The 2,632-nt window shown below is 65.4% G+C and carries 2 protein-coding genes and 1 pseudogene; all 3 read right to left on the bottom strand.

Going from position 1 to position 2,632, the window contains the following annotated elements:
• Nucleotides 1-186 precede the first annotated feature (186 nt).
• The gene (locus tag V6M49_RS01340) at nt 187-1,503 is read right to left on the bottom strand and encodes an ATP-binding protein (protein WP_254749784.1); all 1,317 of its coding nucleotides are present in this window, start codon (nt 1,501-1,503) and stop codon (nt 187-189) included.
• 207 nt (nt 1,504-1,710) lie between these two features.
• A complete protein-coding gene (locus V6M49_RS01335; RefSeq protein WP_141138766.1) occupies nt 1,711-1,959 on the bottom strand; it encodes an SCO4226 family nickel-binding protein in 249 nt (82 codons plus the stop codon).
• A gap of 178 nt (nt 1,960-2,137) precedes the next feature.
• Nucleotides 2,138-2,632 (bottom strand): annotated as a pseudogene (locus V6M49_RS01330) (amino acid permease); the annotation flags it as partial.

Below are 2,632 nucleotides of genomic sequence, written 5' to 3'. Positions count from 1 at the left end.
GCTCTGCTATCCATACCCAAAGCATCCCAGTAGGGCCTGACAATGACCGCGAGGATGAATGCCTATGTGCATAACTCAGCGGCCAGGAGCAACCCGCAAGGACTCGACCTCAAGGGGCGCCGCGGCAGTGCAGAGCAGTTCGTGCGCGGGGGCTTAAGTGTCCGTTCGCGCCCTGGGCCGGAGGTTTTAGACCCGCCCCAGTGCGTCGATGTCCTCAAGGAACAGCTCGTGGACGTCCTGGCTGACGGTGGTCCGGGTATCGCCAATCGCGTCGAGGTAGTCCTCGGTGCAGGGCCCCTTCCGGACCGCCTCGCGAACTGAAGAATTGCCGCCGGAAGCCGCGCCGCCGTCGTCGTACACTGCCTTTTCCAGCGCCCGCTGGGAGGCGCTGCGGGCGGCGTACTCAATGTCCGCGGGGGAGAAGCCTTCGGTCCGCTCCACCAGGAGCTCCACGTCCACATCGTCCACCACGGTGGCGGGGATGAAGCGCTGCCACATGGCTTCGCGGGCCTGGCGGTCAGGGAGACCGATGGGGATGACGTAGTCGAACCGGCCGTGGCGCAGGAACGCCGAATCCAGTGCGCGGATGAAGTTGGTGGCGCATACCAGCAGGCGGCCGGGCTGTTCGCGGAACGCCGGGATGATCTTCAGGAGCTCGTTGGTGACGCCCTGCAGGGGCGACGGCGGTTCCCCGGAACGCTGGGAGGCGATCTCCTCCACCTCGTCGATGAACACCACGCAGTGCTCCAGCTCTGCGATCTCCAGGAACGTTTCGCGGAGGGCCCCGGCGAGGCCCTTGGGATCGGAGGCCAGCCGGGACGGGAAAACCTCCACGAACGGCCACTCGAGACGGGACGCGATGGCCTTCGCAAACGTGGTTTTGCCGGTCCCGGGAGGACCGAACAGCACCACGGCGCGCGGCGGCACCACGCCGTATTCATCGGCGAGGTCGGCCTCCGCGAGGGGCAGGACAAGCCGGCGCTCCAGGAGTTCCTTTTCCTTGCGCATGCCGGCCACGTTCTCCCACAGGTCGCGGGCCAGGATCCGGCCGCCCAGCTGGCCCAGCGCGCCCAGCTCCTGCCGCTGCACGGGGATGGTCCGCTCGAAATAGCGCAGGTTCTTCTTGAGTGCGAAGCCGCGGCTGAGGAACGCCTCCACCCGGGTCTCCGCTTCCGGCATCAGCGCGGAGAGCTTGTTGAGGCCATGAGGGGCCATGCGGTTTTCGACGGCGGCAAGCAGCGACGTGCCGATCCCGCGCCCGCGGTATTCAGGGAGTGTAGCCAGGAAGACGATCCAGCCCTGGTCATGCGCGGCGCGGCCGACAGCGGCGCCCACCACCTGATCGCCCTGCACCGCCACCACTGCGTGGTCCTTCTCGCAGGATGCCAGCACCTCGGAGAGGGCATAGACGGGCTCCACATCAGAGGCCTTGAGCGACTCCCAGAGGTGCAGGATCCCGTCCAGGTCTGCGGAATGGAAATCCCTGATGCGCCAGTTGGTCATGCCGTGTCTCCCGGGTGGTTCGTCATTGAACGGGTCAGTGAGCTTCGTCGTTGAACTGCAAAAAGCGCTGTGACGCGCTCTGCTGAGCATAGGCGATCAGCCCGCGGCGAAGGGTTGCGGGAGCGTTGCATTACGGAACGTACGACGGCGGCACCTGGGTTCCGTGTCCACGGAAACCAGGTGCCGCCGTCGGACGCTGCCGCCTGATCAGACCTTGACCGGAACGGGGTGGATCTCGTCGGCGGGGTGGCCTGCGCGCTCATGGATACGCCGAACAGCGTCCGCAGACGGGGCCTCCGACAGGCAGTAGACCAAGCCCGACTCGGGATCGGCCCAAGCAGATTTGAAGTCAACCTTCTCGTCGCTCTGGATAGCAAGATCGGCGTTATGTGCCTCGCGAAGTGCTTCCTGGGTTATTCCAACCATGTTGTGATGAACGTCCATGAATTCCGGCATGATGATGCTCCTTAACTAGGTTTCGGCGTTGAAACAGCAGGATGCGGCTGACGTTAGACCTGCGCCCGTGGGCCGTCAAGAGGATTCTGGGAACGTACGACGGCGGCACCTGGGTTCCGTGGACACGGAACCCAGGTGCCGCCGTCGGGCGTCACGGCCGCTTTGGCCGGGCAGGGCGTTACCTCTTGAAGGTCTCCGCCGGCAGGTTGGCGATGACGGGGGCTGTGCCGGTGAAGCCGTCGCGGGTTTCGGCGATTTCACGGATCCGTTGGCGGCAGGCGTACCAGCCGAACACCATCAGCACGGAGGCGATGGCGGTGACGAGCATGGTGAGCGGCGAATCGATGAACACCATGACCAGGACGCTGGCGAGGAAGAGCAGGGAGAGGTAGCCGGTGTAGGGGGCGCCGAACATCCGGAACGACGGGCGCTTAAGCCAGCCCTTGTCGGCCCAGCGGTGGAGCTGGATCTGGCAGAGCACAATGGTTGCCCAGGTCATGACGATGCCCACGGACGCCACATTCAGGACGATCTCGAAGGCCTGGGCGGGTACCAGGTAGTTCAGCGGGACGCCGAGCAGGGATACTCCGGCGGTGATGGCGATGCCGCCGTAGGGGACGCCGGCTTTGTTCATCCGGCCGGCGAACTTCGGGGCCGAACCGTTCACGGACAT

Origin of the sequence: Pseudarthrobacter sp., assembly GCF_036675385.1 — a bacterium.
Lineage (GTDB): Bacteria > Actinomycetota > Actinomycetes > Actinomycetales > Micrococcaceae > Arthrobacter.
The sequence above is the reverse complement of the archived record's forward strand: the minus strand, read 5'-3'. Positions and strand labels throughout refer to the sequence as shown.

Coding starts and splice junctions, on each gene's coding strand:
- V6M49_RS01335 (WP_141138766.1), bottom strand. CDS start 1,959: ATGCCGGAATTCATGGACGTTCATCACAACATGGTTGGAATAACCCAG.
- V6M49_RS01340 (WP_254749784.1), bottom strand. CDS start 1,503: ATGACCAACTGGCGCATCAGGGATTTCCATTCCGCAGACCTGGACGGG.